The following is an 18,906-nucleotide window of genomic DNA, read 5'->3' on the forward strand; positions in this document are numbered from 1 at the left end:
CCGCGACGGGGCCGCTCGGGACGCGCGGCGGCGCGGTCCCCGCCGGGAGGACGCCGCGGGCCGGCGGATGCGCGACCGCCCCGGCCGCGGGGTGCGGGCCGGGGCGGTCGGGCAGGTCGTGCCTAGCGCAGGTCGAAGCGGTCGAGCTCCATGACCTTGACCCAGGCGGCGGCGAAGTCCTGGACGAACTTCTCCTTCGCGTCGTCGGAGGAGTACACCTCGACGATGCCGCGCAGGATCGAGTTCGAGTTGAAGACCAGGTCGGCGGCCGTGGCCGTGCGCACGACGTTCCCCTGCGCGTCCAGGCCCTCGTAGACGCCCTCGGTGGAGACCGAGGTGCGCCACGAGATGCCCAGGTCGAGCAGGTTGCGGAAGAAGTCCTGCGACAGCACGCCCGGGCGGTCGGTGAAGACGCCGTGCTGCACCCCGCCGGTGTTGGCGCCGAGCACCCGCAGGCCGCCGACGAGCAGGGTCATCTCCTTGGCGGTCAGCTCGAGCATGTAGGCCTTGTCCACCAGCAGCGTCTCCGGCTGGAGCTTGCTGCCCGGGGCGATCCAGTTGCGGAAGCCGTCGGCCCGGGTCTCGAGCCACTTGAAGTTGTCGACGTCGGTCTGCTCCTGCGAGGCGTCGGTGCGGCCCGGGTGGAACGGCACGGTCACCTGCACGCCGCCGTCCGCAGCGGCCTTCTCGATGGCCGCGCTGCCGCCGAGCACGATCAGGTCGGCGAGGGAGACCCGCTTGCCGGTCTGCTGCTCGAACTCGCCCTTGACCCGCTCGAGCACCGGCAGCACGTCCTGCACGCCCTGGTTGGCCGCCCAGTTGATCTGCGGCTCGAGCCGGACCCGGGCGCCGTTGGCGCCGCCGCGCTTGTCCGTGCCGCGGTAGGACGCGGCCGCGGACCAGGCGGTGTGCACCAGCTGCGGGACGGTCAGCCCGGAGGCGAGCAGCCGCTGCTTGAGGTCGGCGATCTCCGCCTCGCCCACGAGCTCGTGGTCGACCGCCGGCACGGGGTCCTGCCAGATCAGGTCCTCGGCCGGGACGTCGGGCCCGAGGTAGCGGACCTTCGGGCCCATGTCGCGGTGCAGCAGCTTGAACCACGCGCGGGCGTACTGGTCGGCGAAGTACTCCGGGTCGTCCCGGAAGCGCTCGGCGTACGCGCGCAGCTCGGGGTCGACCGCGAGGGCCATGTCGGCCGTCGACATCATCGGCGGGTTCTTCTTGCCCTCGATGTGCGCGTCGGGGACGAGCTCCTGCGCCTCGGGGTTCTTCGGCTGCCACTGCTTGGCGCCGGCCGGGCTCTCGACGAGCTCCCACTCGAAGCCGAAGAGCATCTCCCAGTAGGTGTTGTCCCAGGTCGTCGGGGTGGGGGTCCAGGCGCCCTCGAGTCCGCTGGTGATGGTGTCCGCGCCCTTGCCGGTGCCGTGCTGGCTGATCCAGCCCAGGCCGTTGCCGTGCACCGGGCAGCCCTCGGGCTCGGGGCCGACGAGCTCGGGGTTGCCCGCGCCGTGCGTCTTGCCGAAGGTGTGCCCGCCGGCGATGAGGGCGACGGTCTCCTCGTCGGTCATGCCCATCCGGCGGAAGGTCTGCTTGATGTCGTGCCCGGAGCCCAGCGGGTCGGGCTTGCCCTTCGGGCCCTCGGGGTTGACGTAGATCAGCCCCATGGTGACGTTCGCCAGCGGTCCCTCGTCGAGGTCCAGCGGGTCGTCGCCCGCGTAGCGCTCGTCGCCGAGCCACGTGTCCTCGGGGCCCCAGAAGACCTCCTGCGGCTGCCAGGAGTCCTCGCGCCCGAACGCGAAGCCGAACGTCGGGAGGCCCATGTCGTCGTGGGCGACGTTGCCGGCCAGGACGAGCAGGTCGGCCCAGGAGAGCGCGCGGCCGTACTTCTGCTTGATCGGCAGCAGGAGGCGGCGCGCCTTGTCGAGGTTCGCGTTGTCCGGCCAGCTGTTCAGGGGCGCGAAGCGCTGGCCGCCCTCGCCGCCGCCACCCCGGCCGTCGGCGATGCGGTACGTGCCGGCCGCGTGCCAGGACATGCGGATGAACAAGGGGCCGTAGTGACCCCAGTCGGCCGGCCACCAGTCCTGCGAGGTGCGCATGACCTGGACGAGGTCGCGCTTGACCGCCTCGACGTCGAGCGCGGCGAACGCCGCCTTGTAGTCGAAGTCCTCGCCCAGCGGGTCGGAGTCCCTGGAGGGCTTGTTCAGCACCGACAGGTCGACCTGGTTGGGCCACCAGTCCCTGTTCGAGCGGGGCCGCCCGCCGGTGTGCGCGGTCGGCGAGGGGATCGCCGGGTTCTCGCTCTCGCTGGTGCTCTCGGTCTCGATCTTGTCGGTCTCGGTGGTCACGACGTGCCTTCCTGTGCGGTCGAGCGGAGCGAGGGAGCGGGGTGCCGCCCGTCGGCGCAGGACGGGCAGCGACCCCAGAAGACGACCTCGGCCTCGTCGATGACGAAGCCGGTGTCGGCGGAGGGGGTGAGGCACGGGGCGGCGCCGGTGGTGCAGTCGACGTCGGCGATGGCCCCGCAGTCGCGGCAGACCACGTGGTGGTGGTTGTCCCCGACCCTGGCCTCGTAGCGCGCATCGGAGCCCTCGGGCTGGATGCGCCGCACGAGGCCGGCGTCCACGAGCGCGCTCAGCACGTCGTAGACCGCCTGGTGCGACACCGCTCCGAGCCGGGTACGCGCCGCGCTGATCAGCGCCTTGGTGTGCAGGTGCGGCTGCGCGTGGACGGCCTGCAGCACCGCCACGCGCGGTCGGGTGACCCGCAGACCGACCGCGCGCAGTGCACGCTCGATCTCGGGGGAGTCCGACACGACCGCATCCTGACGGCGTTCCTTGACCTGGTCAAGAAACACCCGTCTCCGGACCCGCCGCCGACGTCCCGTCCCCGCCCCGGCGTGGGGCGCCGACGTCCGCGCTGGTGCGCCGACGCTGCCCGCTCGGGGAGCGAGACGGTACGGTGCGCCCTCGATCGGCTGGCCGGTCCACGGATCGGACTCGTGACGTGCCAGCGGCAGATTCGACGGTGATCGGACGGCGCACGACATGTCGGTGGACCCCTCCGGTCGGAGACCTCCGCGTCTGCTGGGGGTCTTCGCCCATCCGGACGACGAGACCCTCTGTGCCGGCGGCACGCTCGCCAAGTACGCGAGCGCCGGCGCCGACGTCAGCGTGGTCGCGCTCACCAGGGGCGGAGCCGGCCAGATCCGGGACGCCGGCGCGGCGACCCGGGCCACGTTGCGGGCAGTCCGCGAGCGGGAACTCGACGCGGCGGGGAAGGAGCTCGGGCTCATGCGGACGCGTTGCCTGGACCACCCGGACGGCGGCCTCTCCGACGTCGACGCCACGGCCCTGCGGGAACAGGCGTCGGAGCTGCTCAGCGAGTTCGATCCGGACGTGGTGATCACGTTCGGCCCCGACGGGTTCTCCGGTCACCCCGACCACGTGGCCGTGGGGGCAGCGGTGACCGCGGCCTGCTACCAGCTGCGGCCGGCCGGCTCTCTCCGGCTCTTCCACTGTCACCTGCCGCGCAGCCGGATGCTGCTGCGCGACCGGCTGGCCGAGTGGGTCGTCGAGCTGACGACCCGTTTCAAGGGCTCCAAGGACTTCGTCCGCGCGCTGTCGGTCTTCTCGCGCGAGACGACGGCGCTGGGGTACGCGGCCGACCTCGTCGACGTCGAGTGGTTCCCGGCCGGCTCCTACCTCATCGAGCAGGGTGAGGAGGCCACGATGATGCACTTCCTGCTGTCCGGTCAGGTGGAGATCCGGCGGGAGGGTGACGACGGCCGGGTGCGCGTGGTCGACCGGTCGGGCCCGGGGGAGTTCCTCGGTGAGGAGGGCATCGCGACCGGCCGGCCCCGCAACGCGCACGTGGTCGCCCTGGACGACGTCACCAGCCTCACGTTCCTCGCCGCCGAGTCCGCGCCCCTGGGCAGACCTCGGGAGCAGGCCCTCCCGCTCTGGACCCGGTCGCTCCCGTCGGGGGACCAGATCGACGCCAGGGTGAGCACGTGCATCGACGTCTCGGACTTCGTGGGCCACAAGATCCGGGCCACGGCCGCGCATCGCTCGCAGTACCCGATCGACCCGGCGATGTTCCCCGACTCGATCCTCCGGGAGATGTTCGGCGCCGAGTACTTCATCCAGGTCCTGCCCGAGCGGGAGCTGGACACGTCGCTGCTCGCGGACGACGCCGACGACGCCGGCGGGCCCCCGACGCCGCGGCCGTGAGCCTCAGAGCTCCGCCGCCACGTCGTCGAACAGCGCCGTCGAGAAGTACCGCTCCATCCGGTCGGGCAGCACCGTGCCGACGTGGTGCCCCGGGCCGAGGCGGGCGGCGAGCCGCCGGGCAGCGGCGATGTTGAGCCCGCTCGACGGGCCGATGCCCAGGCCGCGACGACCGAACTCGCGCGCTGTGGACATGGCCTCCGCCTCCGGGACCAGCACGGCCTCGTCGAGCCCGACGGCGTCCGGGTCGAGCAGCCGGCTCATGCCCTCGACGATGCCCGGGATGCCGCCGACGAGGGGCCGGTGCGCCTCCGCGGCCGTCGGCAGGGCCTGGGCGACGACCGTGTCGTAGCCGTGGTCGCGCAGCGCGTGGGCGACCCCCATCAGCGTGCCGCCGGTGCCGACACCGGCGACGAAGCCGTGCAGCCGGACGCCGACCTGCTGGATGAGCTCGGGGCCGGTCGAGTGCCGGTGCGCGAACACGTTGCGCGGGTTCTCGAACTGCCGGGCGGCGTACAGGTCGGACTCGGTGCCGCAGTCACGCAGCATGGCGGCGACCGCTCCGTCCATGCCCTGCTCGGCAGGGGTGAGGACCACGTCGCCCCCGAGCCGGCGGATCATCAGGACCCGCTCGCCACTGACCGTCTTGGGCATGTACGCCCGGAACGACACACCGACGGTGGCGCAGACCATGCTCAGCGCGATCGAGGTCGACCCGCTCGAGGCCTCGACGACGACGGTGGACGGGGACACCTCGCCGGACGCGATCGCGTGCGCGACGATGCTCGTCGCCATCCGGTCCTTGGTGCAGCCGCTCGGCAGCAGGTGGTCGAGCTTCAGCCAGAGCGTGCAGCCGCTCGCCTCGTCCTCGAACGGGATGGTCGGGGTCTCCAGGGGGAGCCGCAACAGCCACGACGCACGCTCGACGAGACTCGATCGACCCTGCGCCACCACCGACTCCTCCGCCCCATGACCCGATCCTGGTCCGCAGCGGGACTCGAGACGGCTCGGGGGGAGCATCCGTGGCTGCTCACCGCCCTGGCAAGGGACTCCGGCGTCGCTGACGCGTCGCAGCCCGGGCCAGCGGGCCGGGCCCTGCTCGCGAGCGGGGGTGCGCGGCGGCCACCCCGCCGGCGATCGGGGCTAGCGTGTCGTCCAGCGACCCTGGCCCGACGTCCGCGGACGTCGGGCCGCTGCCATCGACACTCACGGAGAACGTGGTTGGACGCGGAGCGACCAGTGGAGATCCGGGCCTTCTGCCCGTTCCGGCTCGTCGTCGACGAGGACCTGGACCAGCTCCACCGGGAGATCGCGACGACCGTCGCGGCAGCGGGCTCGACCCTCTTCGACGAGGGCGACCCGGCCGACGGGGTGGCGGCGATCCTGGAGGGGACCGTCGAGGTCATCAAGGACGGCCGGGTGCTCGCCGCGCTCGGCCCGGGGTCGGTGCTCGGTGAGCTCGCGGTGTTCGTGTCCTCCGCCGCGCGCACCGCCACGGCGAGGGCGAGCACCCCGGTTCAGATGGTCAAGTGGCGTGCGGCCGACGTCCCGACCCGCCTGACGCGCCACGAACGCCTCGCCACGGCGATCGTGGCCGACATGGCCTTCGTGCTCGCGGAACGGCTCGAGCGGCGCACGCAGGACGTCGTCTCGCTGCTCAGAGCCGCCGGGACACGGCTACCGGTGTCCGAGCTGGAGCGGTTCCGCAGCCGGGCCGTGCAGTAGCTGCCGCGCCGTCGGTGCACGCGTGACGCGTCGTGCTCGTCGTGCTCGTCGGCGGGGAGCCTCGAGGGCTCAGCCGGCCGCAGCGAGCGACCGTGCGCGGCGGCGGGGGAGGACGTGCGGGAGGCCCCGGCCGACCATGTCGAAGGTGGCGCCGATGCGGACCAGCAACGAGGGTTGCGCCGGCGGCGGGAGCGGTCCGGTCATGTCCTCGACGTCGACGTAGAAGGTCTGCACCGGACCGATGCCCTCGAGGTCCTGCGCGATCTCGTGGACCACCAGCTCGGCGGACGCGGCACCGCCGTCGCGGAAGAGGTCGTCGGTGACCAGGAGGTACTCCGGCACGGGCACGGGGTTCTTGAGCAGGCGGTGGACGTAGATCACGTCCACGCCGACGAGCTTCTTCCGGCGCTTGATCGTCTGGGTGGCGACGTCCCCGACGTGCGCGACGAACTTCAGCTTCAGGGCGCTGGTCTGCGTGCAGCTCTGGCAGGGACACATGTTGCGCTCGATGAGCCGTCGCTGCTCGTGGAAGGCACGGTGCATGGCGAGGGCGGCACGGGTGACGGCGGACAGCGTCGCGGTTCCGTCGAGCCCGTCGGCGTCCCGCGAGAGAAAGGCCGCGTCGCCCTCGATCTCGATCAGGTCGAAGTCCCGCGCGGCCCCGACGATCTTGTCGAGCAGGCGTCTGGTGGCCGCTTCCGCGTGCCCGAGCATGCTGCGGTGGTACTGCATGTACTCCGTGTAGCCGCCGATGTCGGCGATCAGGAGCAGCGCACGCCGGGTCGCCATGCCGGACACTAGCGCGACGCGGCGGGCTGGCGGCAGTGCCCGGGCCGGGCACCGGCCGTGGCCGGCGCCGAAGCCACCAGCGCCCGCCCCGTGTCCAGGACCGCGGGCGACGTCGTGGAGCCGACCGCCGCGCGCACCGCGAGCCGATCTCGCTTGCCGTGACCCGGCCCGCACTGGGACCTTCGCGGTGTGCCGCCCAGCAGTGCCGGTCCACCGTTCGAGCAGTTCCTCGCCGCCGCCGAGGCAGTGGCCCGGGCCAGGCCCGAGGTGGACCTCGAGATGGCCCGCGAGGTCTTCCGGGAGGCGGCGACCCTGCTCCACGACGGCCTCGCCCTCGACGGTCTGGACGACCACGACACCCGTGCCGCCGTCGCCGGGTCGTGCCTCGATCTCGTTGCCGTGGATCCCGGCGCCGCGCTGCGCGCACGCGCCCGCGCGGCGGTGGAGCACCCGGGAGACCTGCACGACCCGGACGCGGTGTCGGCGGCCTACCTGAGTGCTGCGTCGGTCCTGCAGCTCTGATCGCCGGTCCTGCGAGCTGCCCGGGCGCACCGGCGGCCGGCCCCCCGTACAGGGTCTGGAGGCGCGTCTCGCAGCCGTCGTCCGCCGACGTCGTCATCGGCGGCAGGCAGGGACGGTCCGGGGTCGTCGACCTCGACGCGCGCACCGCCGACGCAAGGGAGGAGGGCAGCGGCACCGCGACTGTGGACGCGGTGTCCCGGATGGCGGAGTGTGACGGCCATGACGGCACCGGACGATGCTCGTACCCGCTGGCCGGACGGCGGCAGCCCCGGCTTTCAGCACCTGCCGGAGCCCGTGGCGCTCGAGGAGACGATCGCTTCCCACCCAGCCGGGCCCGCGGAACCCCCGTCCGACTGGAGCACTGGTCCCGGTGACCCGGGGGACGGCGGTGACGGCGACGGTTAGCGCGTCCGGGACCCCTGACTCGGTGGCACGGGTCGGGACGCGCGCCGCCGTCTCCGGAGCGCCTCGGGCTCGAGGGCTGCCGGGCGCGACGAGGTCCTGTGCACCCGGCCCGGCCGCAGCCGCTGAGCGATGGGTCGGTGGCGGAGGACCGATGCGTCCAACCCCGGCATGCGGGCCTTCCCCGGCGTCCCGCCGTCACGTCGCTGACCGGCGGTCCGGAGCGGGACGACGCCCACGTCCACGGCGGCCATCCGGTGCAACACTGCCCGCATGCCCGAGCCCTACACGGCCGTGGGCCTCGTCCCCGCGGTCCGTGGCATCCGCAATCGCGCCGACATCGGTCGCAACCTCGAGCACATCGCGCACCTGTTCAAGGCCGCGTCATGGCTGTCGAGCCTCGACCTGCCGGTGCGGCTCGTCGCGATCCCCGAGGGCGCGCTGCAGGCGTTCAACGACGAGGTGCTCGATCTCGACCACGTGACCTTCGCCCGGGACTGCGCCATCGACATCCCCGGCCCGGAGACCGACGTCCTCGGGGAGCTCGCCCGCACCTACGACACCTTCGTCATGGCGCAGGCCAAGGCCCGCCACGAGGCCTTCCCCGACCGGTTCTTCAACGTCGGGTTCGCCCTCGACCGCACAGGCGAGATCGTCCTGAAGCACTACAAGCTGACCACGCTGTACCCGGTCGAGCACTCGGTGACCCCGCACGACGTGTGGGACCGCTGGGTCGAGCTGCACGGGCTCACCCTCGACGCGTTCTTCCCGGTGGCCGACACCGAGATCGGCCGGCTCGGGGTCCTCATGGCGAACGAAGGCTCCTACCCGGAGAACGCTCGGGGACTGGCGATGAACGGCGCCGAGGTCGTCTACCGCGCCTCCTACCCGCACCCGCACACGGGCAACGAGTTCTTCGAGATCCAGAGCCGGGCGCGGGCTCTGGACAACAACTTCTACGTGATCGCCCCCAACCTGGCCACGTACTACCTGTACCCCGAGGCGCAGGACCCCATCGACACCTTCGGCGGGCGGTCGATGGTGATCGACTTCAAGGGCCGGGTCGTCGGCCAGCACCTGTACGGGGCGGGGTCCTCCTACGTCGCCGGCACCATCGACATCAACGCACTCAGGCACTTCCGCACCCATGCGCAGTGGGACAACTGGGCCAAGGACCTGCGCACCGAGCTCTACCAGCTGATCTACCGCGACTCGGTCTATCCGCCGAACCTCTACGCGGAACGGGCGCCGTTCACGCATGCGGAGTTCCGCGCGGAGGTGATCGAGAAGCAGGTCCAGCTGATGGTGGAGCGTGGTGTGTGGGTCGACCCCGGCCGGTCGTCCTGAGGACCCACGCCGCCTGTCCCGGGGTGCGGAGGCGGGCCGCCGACCGGGTGTGGGCGGCTCCGCGTCCGGGTGGGTCTCAGAAGGGCGGCTCCTCGGTGGCGACGCCGACGGGTGTCGCCCAGGGATCGGCGGAGCCGTCCCGCCCGGCGGCCGCGCCCCCGTCGACGGCACCGAACCCGCCGCCGGACCCCCTGCCGGGGCCCTGCCCGGACCGGGTGGCCTTGGCGACGATCGCCGTGGCGTAGCGGAGCGACGGGCCGATCTCGTCGACGTCCAGCTCGACGACCGTGCGCTTCTCGCCTTCCTTCGTCTCGAAGGAGCGCTGCTTGAGACGGCCCTGCGCGATCACCCGCGAGCCGCGGGTCAGCGACTCCGCGACGTACTCGGCTGCCTCCCGCCAGACGCTGCAGCGCAGGAAGAGCGCCTCGCCGTCCTTCCACTCCTGGGTCTGGCGGTCCAGGGTGCGCGGGGTGGACGCGATGGTGAAGGTGGCCACCGCCGCGCCCGAGGGCGTCCAGCGGAGCTCGGGGTCGCTGGTCAGGTTGCCGATGAGGGTGATGACTGTGTCGCCGGCCATGATCCGGTCCTCCGTGTCGTCGGTGCTGCGCTCGAGTGAGCAACCGGAGGCTAGGTGGGCCCACCGACACTTCCGTGCCCGGCGGAGCTGTCCCCGGGGCGTGTGACCATCGCGGAGGACGGGCCGGTGGAGGGGGGTGACGGCGGTGGCGGAGGCGCGAACGGCGGCGGTCCTCGAGGCGACGCTGGAGCGGATCACGTTCGCCGACCCGCAGACCGGCTACACCGTGGCCCGGGTCGACACCGGACGCGGCGGCGACCTGGTCACGGTCGTCGGTTCGCTGCTGGGCGCGCACCCGGGGGAGACGCTGCGGCTGCGAGGTCGGTGGGGAGCGCACCCGCAGTTCGGGCGGCGGTTCCAGGTCGAGGACTACACCACCGTGCTGCCGGCCACGGTGCAGGGGATCCGCCGGTACCTCGGTTCGGGGCTGGTCAAGGGCATCGGCCCGAAACTGGCCGAGCGGATCGTCGACCACTTCGGTGCCGACGCGCTGCGCGTCATCGAGGAGGAGCCGGGGCGGCTGGTCGAGGTGCCGAGCCTCGGTCCGAAGCGGACGCGTTCGATCACCGTCGCGTGGGAGGAGCAGAAGGCGGTCAAGGAGGTCATGGTCGTCCTGCAGGGGATGGGCGTGTCCACCTCGCTGGCCGTGCGGGTCTTCCAGCAGTACGGCGACGGCTCGATCCGCGTCGTCCGGGAGGAGCCCTACCGCCTGGCCGCCGAGGTGTGGGGCATCGGCTTCAAGACCGCCGACACGATCGCCGCCGCGGTGGGGATCCCCCACGACAGCACAGAGCGGGTCGAGGCGGGGCTGCAGTTCGTCCTCTCCGAGGCGACCGGGCAGGGGCACTGCTACCTGCCCGAGAGCGATCTGGGTGCCCGGGCGGTGGAACTGCTGCAGGTGCCGGCCGATCTGGTGCGCCACTGCCTGGCCCTGCTGGTGGCCGACCAGAACCTCATCCGCGACGAGCTCCCCGGCAGGGACGGGGAGCCCGCGACCGTGGCCTACTACCTCGTTCCGTTCCACCGGGCGGAGGTCTCCCTGGCCGGGGGGCTGAGGAGACTGGCCGCGGCCGCCGACGACCGGATGCCGGCGTTCGCCCGGGTGGACTGGGACGCCGCGCTGGCCTGGCTGTCCGGGCGCACCGGAGTGGAGCTGGCACCCGGCCAGCAGGAGGCGGTCCGGCTCGCGCTGACCGAGAAGGTCGCCGTCCTCACCGGAGGCCCCGGCTGCGGCAAGAGCTTCACGGTCCGCTCGATCGTCACGCTCGCGGCAGCCAAGGGCGCGCGCGTCGTGCTGGCGGCCCCCACCGGACGGGCGGCGAAGCGGCTGACCGAGCTCACCGGGGCCGAGGCGGTCACCGTGCACCGCCTCCTGGAACTGCGGCCCGGTGGCGACGCCGCCTACGACCGGGACCGGCCGCTGGACGCCGACCTGGTGGTGGTCGACGAGTCCTCCATGCTCGACCTGCTGCTGGCCAACAAGCTGGTGCGGGCGGTCCCGCCGGGCGCGCACCTGCTGCTGGTCGGCGACGTCGACCAGCTGCCCTCGGTCGGCGCGGGAGAGGTCCTCCGCGACCTCCTCGCCGAGGGCACCGGAGTCCCGCACGTGCGCCTGACGCAGGTCTTCCGGCAGGCCGCCCGGTCCGGGGTGGTGACCAACGCCCACCGGATCAACGCCGGCAGGCCGCCCCAGGTCCGCGGCCTGGACGACTTCTACCTGTTCGCCACCGAGGACGCCGAGGAGGCCGCGCGCCTGACCGTCGACGTCGTCGTCCGGCGCATCCCGGCCCGTTTCGGCCTGGACCCGCGCCGCGACGTCCAGGTGCTCGCGCCGGTGCACCGCGGGCCGGCCGGCGCCGCCGCGCTCAACGAGCTGCTGCAGCAGGCCCTGACCCCGGCCCGGCCCGACCGCGCCGAGAAACGCTTCGGCGGCCGGGTGTTCCGCGTCGGGGACAAGGTCAGCCAGATCCGCAACGACTACGACAAGGGCGCGCACGGGGTCTTCAACGGCACGCAGGGCGTGGTGACCGGCGTCGACGACGTCGGGCAGACGCTCACCGTCGTCACCGACGAGGGGGAGGCCGTCGACTACGACTTCGCCGAGCTCGACGAGCTGGTGCACGCCTACGCCGTCACCGTCCACCGAGCCCAGGGCAGCGAGTACCCCTGCGTCGTCGTCCCGCTCACGACCAGCGCCTGGATGATGCTGCAGCGCAACCTGCTCTACACCGCCGTCACCCGCGCCAAGCGACTCGTCGTCCTCGTCGGGTCCCCGCGGGCGCTCGCCCAGGCCGTGCGCGCCACCGGCTCCGGACGACGGCACACCGCCCTCGCGCACCGCCTCCGGCCACGGCACCCGGCCGATTACGCCCAGAGCGAACGGCGACACGCCCACCCGGCGGCCTGACCTGCGGTTTCACGGGACCGGCCGGCCGGTGCTTGCGCCCGTCGCACAGTTGTGTCAGTGCCCGCTCGTAGCTTTCGGGTCGACATCTTCCCCGTGTCGGCAAGGAGCACATCATGGCCCTGGAAGGCCTCAAGACCCGCAAGCCCACCGGCCGCGTCCCGTGGCCCTGCGTCCTCCTCGAGGGCGAGGAGAAGGCAGGGAAGAGCTGGGCACTGGCCCAGTTCAGCGCCAGCAAGCGGATCGGCGCGCTGTACTGGATCGACCTCAACGAGGGCGCCGGTGACGAGTACGGCGCCATCTCCGGCGCGAACTACCAGCTGATCGAGCACGACGGCTCCTACGCCCAGGTGCTCGCCGCCGTGCAGGCCGTCAAGGCCGAGGCACGCCGCGCGGCCGACGCCGGCGAGCCGCCGGTGGTGCTCGGCATCGACACCGGCTCGGCGGTCTGGGACGGCCTCAAGGACTGGGCGAGCGCCCGCGCCGCGAAGTCGGCCCGCAACCGCGAGCTGCTCAAGCGCGACCCCGACGCCGAGGTCGTCATCAGCCAGAACCTGTGGAACGACGCCGGCGCCCGCTGGCGCAAGCTGCAGACCGAGCTGCTCACCTTCCCCGGCATCGTGGTGGTGACCGCCCGTGGCAAGGAGGTCACCGAGGTCGACGCCAACGGCCGGCCGATCGAGGGGCAGAAGACCTGGTCGGTGCAGACCCACCGGGAGTTCCCCTACGCGGCCACCGTCTGGGTCCGGCTGCGCCGCGGGCGCCGCCCGCTGATCGTCGGTGCGCGCAGCGTGCACGTGGGCATCAAGCCGAAGGACGACCCGGCCAAGGAGGTCACGGACGAGGCCGCCGACGGCCGGCTGCTCGAGTGGCTGGTCTTCGACGCCCTTAAGTGCGACCCCGGCACCGCGCACGTCCGGGACCTCGTCCCCTTCCACGGCGGCGGCCTGCTCGAGCACGAGCGCACCGAGGAGGCCCGGACCGGCCGGCGGAGCGAGCCGGACGTCGCCGACCTGGTCGGCCGGATCCAGGACGCCGAGGACGACGACGACCTGCGCGAGGTGTGGGCCGCGGCCAACCGCAGCGCGCTGCTGCAGGTCGAGGTCCCCACCCCGGGCGGCTCGTACACCGTCGCAGAACTGGTGGAGGCCCGGCACCAGGAGTTCCTCGAGGCGTCGGTGAAGGCCCATCCCGCCGGTCGGCGCAGGGCCGGCGCAGCCGCGACGCCGCCTGCGCCGACGACCCCCGCCGCGGTCGTGGAGGCGGCCCGCGCCGCCGCGGCGACGGCTCGAGCGGCGACCGGGGGCGAGGTGGCGGCGACCAACCCGCTGCTGGAGGCCTCGCCGACCCCGGACGACGCCCAGGAGCGCCGGCTCACCGCAGCCCGCCGCGGCGTGCTCGCCAGCCTGGAGTCCCTGGGGGTGCCCGATGAGCAGATCGCCGAGCGGTTCGGCCGGCCCGTCGAGCACGTGGCCACCAAGCGGTTGACCGCTCTGGTCCGCGAGGTGATCGCCACCCAGCGGGCCGGTCGGGCGGTGGGGCAGCAGGAGATCCCCGCGTGACCGCGGTCCTGCCGGCCCGGCCGAGCGTCGCGGAGCGGCGGACGGCCCCCAGCCTGTCTGCGGCGGTCCGTGACCTCGACCGCCGCCGGGCCCGCTCCCGGCAGCGGATGATCGGCGCCTCCGAGCTCGGCGAGTGCCGGCGCCGGGCGGCCTACCGGGTCGCTCGGCGCCGGCCCACCAACACCCGCACCGGGCTGCAGGCGTTCCTCGGCACCGAGCTGCACCGCGGGGTGCTGCGCACCCTGCGCCGCCAGTACGGCGGGCTGACCGAGGTCGGGCTCCAGGGTGAGCAGGTCAAGGGCCGCTGTGACTGGTGGCACGACAGGGTGGTGGAGGACCTCAAGACCACGTCCCGGTTCGGTTTCGAGCGGGTCCTCACCCGTGGGGTGCCCGTCAAGCACTGGTTCCAGGTCGCGGTCTACGCCTGGCTGCTGCGCACCGGGCAGACCCACGACCGTCGGCTGGCGGCGGGCACGGCCCAGGACGTGGAGGGGCTGCGCATCCGCTACCTGTCCCGTGACTCGGGCGAGGACGTCGTCTTCGAGACCGACCACGACCCGGCGCTGGCCGCGGAGGCCGTGCTCTGGCTCACCGACGTCTACGCCACCGTGGAGGACGAGGGGGTCGACGCCGTTCCCCGTGACGGGTTCGGGCCGGGCGTGGACACCATGTGCGACTGGTGCCCGTTCCTCGACCTCTGCTGGGGGCCGCCGGTGGACCCGGTGACCGAAGGTGACGTCTCCCGCCAGTCGCGCCTGACGGTCGACCACGGGGACTACGTCGAGGCCGTCCACGACTACGACGCCTGGCGGTCGGCGGAGAACGAGGCCAAGCGCCACAAGGAGTACGCGCGGGAACGGCTGCGGGGGAGGTCCGGCCCGGCGGACGACCTGTTCTGCGAGTGGTCCGGCGGCGGCCTGCGCACCCAGGTCGACAAGGACGCGGCGGTCGAGCGGCTGGCCGAGCTCGGGGAGGTCGTGCCCACCCGGAGGATCCGCAGCCCGCAGACGATCCGGGTCACGCGGAACGGCAGCCGTCCGGAGCGTGTCGAGGGGGCGGCATGACCACCGTCTCGACGAGCCGGCTGGCCGCGGGGGAGTCGGTCCTCACCGGCGACGTCGTCGGCACCGACTTCGGTCTGCCCCTGGTCCGGCCGACCAGGACCGGACGGGGCAGCCGGGTCCGGGTCGTGCGCGCGCGCTGCAGGACCTCCGGGGGAGTCGTCGTGTGGTTCACCGACGGCACCAAGACCCCGCCGCTGCACGGCCGCACGAGCTGGGTCGTGGCCCAGCCGGGGACCGGGGCGCCCGCTCCCTCCCGCGGCGTGGCATGAGGCACGGACCCGTGGCGGCTGTGCCGGACCGGTCGACGCGGAGGCGTCAGGACGCCCCCCGGCGCACCTGCTGCTGGTGCTCGACGGCGGCCTGGAGCTCCTCCAGCGCCGCCTGAGCCTCCATGTCCAGCCCGTCGAAGGTCTCCTCGACCGACTCCAGCCGCTCGCACCAGGCGCGCAGCTCGTCCGGGTCGGCCAGGTCCGACGGCTGCAGTGCCAGCAGTCCCCGGATGGAGACGTCGGTGGTCGAGAGCACACCGGAGTCGTCGTCCGGGGACCGTGCCCGCGCCGCCCAGAAGACCTCCGCCCACAGGGTGGCGATGCCGTGGCTGTCGGCCGGTGGGACCGAGACCGGGAACGCCCGTCGCCGAGCCCGGGCGACCGCCACGAGCCGCAGCGTCAGCAGCTGACGAACCGGTCGGAGGAACCCCGGTGCCAGGGCGACCCGCGCCGACGGCGACGGGGCGGCGAGCATCCGTTCGCGAGCGGCGGCCACCTGCTCACCCCACCGCTGCGTGTGCTCCCACAGCTCGTAGCCCGTCAGCTCCGCGAGAGCGCTGGGCACATCGTCAGGGTCGGGCCCGTCGCTCATGCTGCCGAACGCTAGAGCCCCCTGCCGACAGGTCCCGATCGCCGGTCGGGTCCGGCGCCGATCGGCAGCGCGCATGGGCACCCGTGCGGTGCTCCAGGACACGACCCGGTCGAGCAGCGCCGTGCGTGCCCGGACGGCGTGGCTGCCGGGCCGGTTCACGCGGTGTTCGCCTCGACGGCGGCGGGTCGTCCACCCCGACTCGGTGGGCTCGGTCGGGGGCGGACGGCGAGGGTCGTCGTCCGAGCCCCTCGGGAGCCCGCATGTCCCTGCACCGCCGACGCGCCTCGACGGCCGCGGCCCTCGTCGTCGTCCCCTTCCTGTTCGCCGGGCCGGCAGCAGGTGCGCCCCCGCAGCCGGACCCAGCGCAGGCCGGGGAGCTGCTCGTGATCGGCCACCGCGGAGCTTCGGGCTACCGACCCGAGCACACGCTGGCCTCCTACGAGCTCGCCGCCCGCATGGGCGCCGACTACGTCGAGCCGGACGTGGTCAGCACGGCCGACGGCGTCCTGGTGACGCGGCACGAGAATGAGATCTCCGGCACGACCGATGTCGCCGATCGCCCCGAGTACGCCGACCGCCGCCGGACGACGACGGTCGATGGCGTCGAGCTCACCGGGTGGTTCACCGAGGACTTCACCCTCGAGGAGCTGCGCGGCCTTCGCGCGGTGGAGCGGCTGCCGGACGTGCGGGAGGAGAACACCCTGTACGACGGGCTCTACCAGGTGCCGACGCTCGACGAGGTACTGGAGCTGCGCGAGCGGCTGAGCAAGGAGCTGCACCGGGAGATCGGCGTCTACATCGAGACCAAGCACCCGACCCATTTCGACGACCTCGGTCTCTCGCTCGAGGAGCCGCTGCTCGAGGACCTGCGCCAGGCCGGTCTGGACCGCCGGAGGTCGCCGGTCTTCATCCAGTCGTTCGAGACCACGAACCTCAGGGAGCTGGCCGACGCCGGCGTCCGGGTGCCGCTGGTGCAGCTGCTCTCGGCCACCGGCGCCCCCTACGACCTGGTCGCCGCCGGCGACCCGCGGACGTACGCCGACCTGTCCACAGCGGCCGGCCTCGCCGAGATCGCCGAGTACGCGTCGGGAGCCGGTCCGGAGAAGGCGCAGGTCATCCCGCGCGAGCCCGACGGGAGCCTGGGGGAACCGACGTCCTTCGTCGACGACGCGCACGCCGCGGGCCTGCTGGTGCACCCGTACACGTTCCGCAACGAGAACACGTTCCTGCCCACCGACCTGCGAGAGGGTGCCGCACCCGACGACTACGGCCGGGCGCTGGAGGAGCAGCTGCTGTACTGGGACACGGGCATCGACGGCATCTTCACCGACGATCCCGACACCGGCGTGGTGTCCCGGGAGCTGTTCCGGTCAGGCGGCGAGCAAGCCGCCGCCTGACGTTCGTGGGGACGGGCATGCCCCGCGGGTGGTCCCGGTCGTTGACTCGTCGTCGGAGAACTTCCCCGGATCGTCGGTGAGCGTCCGGCCCCCCGCTGCCTACGGTCGTCGAGTCGGTGCCCGGCGGGTCAGCTCGCGCACGGGCGGTTCGCCGCGGACGAGATCATCGTGTCCACGCTGCCGCGGGGGATCCCCCGGTGGCTGCGCGGGGACCTGCCGCGCGGGGTCGAACGCTCCCTCGGGCGGCCCATGACCCACCTCGTCGGGGATCCGGGCACCGCCGGCTGACCGCCGTCGCGGGTCGCGCGAGGGACCCCGCGACGGTTTCACCACCTGCTGCTGCCCGTGGCCGAGGCGGATGCCAGCCCGTCCGGCGGCGCCGCAGCCGGCTCGAGTTCCACGCGACCTCCCGCTCCGGCCGCTGCCTCCCCCTCTGCCGTTCACGTGCGCGGCCGAGGCTGGCTCGGGCGGATCCCGGGCGGGAGGAGATCAGCGGTGGAGGTCTTCCTCGGCGCGGTCCACCTGCTCGTGGCAGCGGCGCTGGCGCTCGCGGCCGGTCAGCTGATGAGCCCCCGGGGTCCGGGCCGGAGGGTGAGCCGACACCAGGACGGACGACGGGGCGATGACGCCGCCATCAGGGGTCTGTCACTGACCTGGCTGGCGGTGGCCGCCGGCACCACGGGAGCGGCCTGGCTCAGCACGGGGGAGGTCTCCGTCCGTGGGCTGAGCCCGTTCGTGGTGGCCGTCGTGCTCGTGCTCGGTCCGGTCGCCGTCACGGCCCGCCGTCGTGGCGGGGCCGGCAGCGTCCCGCACGCGAGGGCGACGGCGCAGGATCCGGCCGACGGACCTGCTGGTCAGGGATGACGGTCCTGCGGCGCAGGCTGGTCCCCGACGAGGACCGACGAGCCGTCGCAGACGTCGACCCGATGACCGAGCAGGGCGGCGGTGATGACGGCGGTCTCCTCACCGATGCTGCACCATCCACACGCGCACTCCGCGTACAGGGTGCCAGGCCGGACGTCGGCGACCCACGGGTCCACCGGCTGCCCGTCGAGCGGATGTTCCAGCCTGACGACTCGGTGCTCCCGCCGCGGCGACTGGATGGTGCTCACGGCATGAGGATGGCGCACGCCGCGCGGCGCGCTGCAGGCGGTGTGCGGAGCCGAGGTCATCAGCTGCTCGCCCCCTCACCTGGCCACCGCGGCGTGGCGAGCTGAGGTGTCAGAGCCTGACGACCCGTGGAGAGGGGCTCGGTCGGCGGATGACCGGCTCGTCGATGGCGCACGGTGACCGACGTCGAGGCACGCGAGGTGGCTCCCGCCTCGGATGTGCCTCCGTGCCTCGTGTTCGGCGCGCCCTCGCCGGCTGTGCCGCCAGGGCCCGCTCGCCGTTCACGTACAGCGCGAACGCTGGGGACCCCAAGGACCGAGCACAGGAGGACCACATGACCGGACCGACCAAGACCACCAAGCCGACCTCCCCGGACCCCACCGCGACCGACGTGCCCGACCACGCGCCGGCCACGTCCACCGATCCCTCGGACCGCGAGATCCACGAGCTCGCCCGGACCCAGGAGGACGTCACCGAGCGCGCGCGGCGTGTCGTCGCCGGCGAGCTGCTGGCCGCGGCGTCGAACGGGCACCGGGACGACGAGCGCGCCGAGCGGCTGGTCGAGTCGGTGCGTGCCGACCTGCTGGCCGAGCTGCGGACCCAGGAGCAGGAGCGGGCCCGGCGGGAGCTGGCCGACGCCGCCCGCAGCGGTGAGGACGCCGTGGTGGGCGCGGTCCAGGGCGTCACGACGATCGTCCGCAGCATCGTGCCGGCGGCGCTGGTGCGGCCCCAGGACGTCATCGAGGCGACGTTCGCCCTCGCCGACCAGGGGCTGCGGGTCGGGCGGCGGTTGGCCCTCACGGTGACCTCCGGCGTCCGGAGCCTGACGCTCGCCGCCTGATCCGTGCGCCGGGGCAGCGGTCGTGATCGGCTGCTGCCCCGGCGCTCAGGGGTGCATCGACGGAGACGCCCGAGGCGGCCGT

At 73.4% G+C, this 18,906-nt stretch carries 18 protein-coding genes; 11 read left to right on the forward strand and 7 right to left on the reverse strand.

Going from position 1 to position 18,906, the window contains the following annotated elements; translation table 11 throughout:
* Positions 1 to 122: 122 nt before the first annotated feature.
* The gene (gene katG / locus GCU56_RS01540) at positions 123 to 2,342 is read right to left on the reverse strand and encodes a catalase/peroxidase HPI (RefSeq protein ID WP_345771573.1); all 2,220 of its coding nucleotides are present in this window, start codon (positions 2,340 to 2,342) and stop codon (positions 123 to 125) included.
* Positions 2,339 to 2,809: a Fur family transcriptional regulator gene (locus tag GCU56_RS23635; protein ID WP_345771574.1), complete on the reverse strand. Its 471-nt coding sequence runs from the start codon at positions 2,807 to 2,809 to the stop codon at positions 2,339 to 2,341. The genes katG and GCU56_RS23635 overlap by 4 nt, the downstream gene beginning before the upstream one ends.
* Before the next feature lie 232 nt (positions 2,810 to 3,041).
* On the opposite strand from GCU56_RS23635, the gene GCU56_RS01550 reads away from it, so the two are divergent.
* Positions 3,042 to 4,226, forward strand: a complete 1,185-nt coding sequence (locus GCU56_RS01550; protein WP_163479734.1) for a PIG-L family deacetylase — start codon at positions 3,042 to 3,044, stop codon at positions 4,224 to 4,226.
* A 3-nt stretch (positions 4,227 to 4,229) separates the two neighbouring features.
* Here GCU56_RS01550 and GCU56_RS01555 read toward each other — a convergent pair whose 3' ends face one another.
* On the reverse strand, positions 4,230 to 5,174 hold the full coding sequence (locus GCU56_RS01555; RefSeq protein ID WP_204331253.1) for a pyridoxal-phosphate dependent enzyme: 945 nt from the start codon (positions 5,172 to 5,174) through the stop codon (positions 4,230 to 4,232).
* A 288-nt stretch (positions 5,175 to 5,462) separates the two neighbouring features.
* Between GCU56_RS01555 and GCU56_RS24960 the strand changes: the two genes are divergently transcribed.
* Positions 5,463 to 5,948 carry a cyclic nucleotide-binding domain-containing protein gene (locus tag GCU56_RS24960; RefSeq protein WP_163479736.1) on the forward strand — a complete coding sequence of 162 codons (486 nt, stop codon included), beginning with the start codon at positions 5,463 to 5,465 and terminating at the stop codon, positions 5,946 to 5,948.
* 69 nt (positions 5,949 to 6,017) lie between these two features.
* Here GCU56_RS24960 and GCU56_RS01565 read toward each other — a convergent pair whose 3' ends face one another.
* Positions 6,018 to 6,737 (reverse strand): DUF2652 domain-containing protein, encoded by a 720-nt coding sequence (locus GCU56_RS01565; protein WP_163479737.1) that lies wholly within the window; start codon positions 6,735 to 6,737, stop codon positions 6,018 to 6,020.
* 189 nt (positions 6,738 to 6,926) lie between these two features.
* Here GCU56_RS01565 and GCU56_RS01570 point away from each other — a divergent pair, with 189 nt between their 5' ends.
* Positions 6,927 to 7,259: a hypothetical protein gene (locus GCU56_RS01570; RefSeq protein WP_163479738.1), complete on the forward strand. Its 333-nt coding sequence runs from the start codon at positions 6,927 to 6,929 to the stop codon at positions 7,257 to 7,259.
* A 675-nt stretch (positions 7,260 to 7,934) separates the two neighbouring features.
* On the forward strand, positions 7,935 to 9,008 hold the full coding sequence (locus GCU56_RS01575) for a nitrilase-related carbon-nitrogen hydrolase (RefSeq protein WP_163479739.1): 1,074 nt from the start codon (positions 7,935 to 7,937) through the stop codon (positions 9,006 to 9,008).
* Between the two features lie 76 nt (positions 9,009 to 9,084).
* Here GCU56_RS01575 and GCU56_RS01580 read toward each other — a convergent pair whose 3' ends face one another.
* Positions 9,085 to 9,585 carry a single-stranded DNA-binding protein gene (locus tag GCU56_RS01580; RefSeq protein ID WP_163479740.1) on the reverse strand — a complete coding sequence of 167 codons (501 nt, stop codon included), beginning with the start codon at positions 9,583 to 9,585 and terminating at the stop codon, positions 9,085 to 9,087.
* A gap of 145 nt (positions 9,586 to 9,730) precedes the next feature.
* On the opposite strand from GCU56_RS01580, the gene recD2 reads away from it, so the two are divergent.
* From recD2 to GCU56_RS01600, 4 genes are all read left to right on the forward strand, one after another.
* Positions 9,731 to 11,992, forward strand: coding sequence for an SF1B family DNA helicase RecD2 (gene recD2, locus GCU56_RS01585; protein WP_163479741.1), 2,262 nt, complete (start codon positions 9,731 to 9,733; stop codon positions 11,990 to 11,992).
* A gap of 113 nt (positions 11,993 to 12,105) precedes the next feature.
* Positions 12,106 to 13,551 (forward strand): hypothetical protein, encoded by a 1,446-nt coding sequence (locus tag GCU56_RS01590; RefSeq protein WP_204331254.1) that lies wholly within the window; start codon positions 12,106 to 12,108, stop codon positions 13,549 to 13,551.
* Positions 13,548 to 14,615, forward strand: a complete 1,068-nt coding sequence (locus tag GCU56_RS01595) for a PD-(D/E)XK nuclease family protein (RefSeq protein ID WP_163479742.1) — start codon at positions 13,548 to 13,550, stop codon at positions 14,613 to 14,615. Before GCU56_RS01590 ends, GCU56_RS01595 begins: the two co-directional genes overlap by 4 nt.
* Complete coding sequence (locus GCU56_RS01600) at positions 14,612 to 14,884, forward strand: hypothetical protein (RefSeq protein WP_163479743.1); 273 nt, start codon at positions 14,612 to 14,614, stop codon at positions 14,882 to 14,884. Before GCU56_RS01595 ends, GCU56_RS01600 begins: the two co-directional genes overlap by 4 nt.
* Positions 14,885 to 14,930: 46 nt before the next feature.
* Here GCU56_RS01600 and GCU56_RS01605 read toward each other — a convergent pair whose 3' ends face one another.
* Complete coding sequence (locus tag GCU56_RS01605; RefSeq protein WP_163479744.1) at positions 14,931 to 15,476, reverse strand: hypothetical protein; 546 nt, start codon at positions 15,474 to 15,476, stop codon at positions 14,931 to 14,933.
* Between the two features lie 260 nt (positions 15,477 to 15,736).
* Between GCU56_RS01605 and GCU56_RS01610 the strand changes: the two genes are divergently transcribed.
* Positions 15,737 to 16,873 (forward strand): glycerophosphodiester phosphodiesterase, encoded by a 1,137-nt coding sequence (locus tag GCU56_RS01610; protein ID WP_163479745.1) that lies wholly within the window; start codon positions 15,737 to 15,739, stop codon positions 16,871 to 16,873.
* 495 nt (positions 16,874 to 17,368) lie between these two features.
* Positions 17,369 to 17,737, forward strand: coding sequence for a hypothetical protein (locus GCU56_RS01615; protein ID WP_163479746.1), 369 nt, complete (start codon positions 17,369 to 17,371; stop codon positions 17,735 to 17,737).
* Here the strand turns inward: GCU56_RS01615 and GCU56_RS01620 are convergent.
* On the reverse strand, positions 17,728 to 17,985 hold the full coding sequence (locus GCU56_RS01620) for a hypothetical protein (protein WP_163479747.1): 258 nt from the start codon (positions 17,983 to 17,985) through the stop codon (positions 17,728 to 17,730). The genes GCU56_RS01615 and GCU56_RS01620 overlap by 10 nt on opposite strands.
* 332 nt (positions 17,986 to 18,317) lie before the next feature.
* Here GCU56_RS01620 and GCU56_RS01625 point away from each other — a divergent pair, with 332 nt between their 5' ends.
* Positions 18,318 to 18,824, forward strand: coding sequence for a hypothetical protein (locus GCU56_RS01625; protein WP_163479748.1), 507 nt, complete (start codon positions 18,318 to 18,320; stop codon positions 18,822 to 18,824).
* Positions 18,825 to 18,906 lie beyond the last annotated feature (82 nt).

The organism is Geodermatophilus sabuli (genome assembly GCF_010686765.1).
In the GTDB taxonomy this organism is placed as follows: domain Bacteria; phylum Actinomycetota; class Actinomycetes; order Mycobacteriales; family Geodermatophilaceae; genus Geodermatophilus; species Geodermatophilus sabuli_A.

Bases quoted from the DNA above. Each gene is read 5' to 3' on its own strand.
- GCU56_RS01550 (WP_163479734.1), top strand. From the start codon at position 3,042: ATGTCGGTGGACCCCTCCGGTCGGAGACCTCCGCGTCTGCTGGGGGTC.
- GCU56_RS01565 (WP_163479737.1), bottom strand. From the start codon at position 6,737: ATGGCGACCCGGCGTGCGCTGCTCCTGATCGCCGACATCGGCGGCTAC.
- GCU56_RS01575 (WP_163479739.1), top strand. From the start codon at position 7,935: ATGCCCGAGCCCTACACGGCCGTGGGCCTCGTCCCCGCGGTCCGTGGC.
- GCU56_RS01580 (WP_163479740.1), bottom strand. From the start codon at position 9,585: ATGGCCGGCGACACAGTCATCACCCTCATCGGCAACCTGACCAGCGAC.
- GCU56_RS01590 (WP_204331254.1), top strand. From the start codon at position 12,106: ATGGCCCTGGAAGGCCTCAAGACCCGCAAGCCCACCGGCCGCGTCCCG.
- GCU56_RS01600 (WP_163479743.1), top strand. From the start codon at position 14,612: ATGACCACCGTCTCGACGAGCCGGCTGGCCGCGGGGGAGTCGGTCCTC.
- GCU56_RS01605 (WP_163479744.1), bottom strand. From the start codon at position 15,476: ATGAGCGACGGGCCCGACCCTGACGATGTGCCCAGCGCTCTCGCGGAG.
- GCU56_RS01610 (WP_163479745.1), top strand. From the start codon at position 15,737: ATGTCCCTGCACCGCCGACGCGCCTCGACGGCCGCGGCCCTCGTCGTC.
- GCU56_RS01625 (WP_163479748.1), top strand. From the start codon at position 18,318: ATGACCGGACCGACCAAGACCACCAAGCCGACCTCCCCGGACCCCACC.